The sequence below is a fragment of the Vibrio sp. HI00D65 genome, assembly GCF_001635455.1.
In the GTDB taxonomy this organism is placed as follows: Bacteria; Pseudomonadota; Gammaproteobacteria; order Enterobacterales; family Vibrionaceae; genus Vibrio.
The window spans coordinates 1-335 of record NZ_LWEH01000477.1; the positions used below are offsets into that span (position 1 = coordinate 1).

Annotated in this window: 1 rRNA gene; it reads right to left on the reverse strand. The window is 51.3% G+C overall.

Going from position 1 to position 335, the window contains the following annotated elements:
• Window positions 1–335, reverse strand: a 16S ribosomal RNA gene (locus A3712_RS22910); the annotation flags it as partial.

Sequence of the window (335 nt, forward strand, 5' to 3'; positions counted from 1 at the left end):
CTCTACGCATTTCACCGCTACACCTGAAATTCTACCCCCCTCTACAGTACTCTAGTTCATCAGTTTCAAATGCAGTTCCGAGGTTGAGCCCCGGGCTTTCACATCTGACTTAATGAACCACCTGCATGCGCTTTACGCCCAGTAATTCCGATTAACGCTCGCACCCTCCGTATTACCGCGGCTGCTGGCACGGAGTTAGCCGGTGCTTCTTCTGTTGTTAACGTCAAGAGATGCCGCTATTAACGACACCCCCTTCCTCACAACTGAAAGTACTTTACAACCCGAAGGCCTTCTTCATACACGCGGCATGGCTGCATCAGGCTTTCGCCCATTGT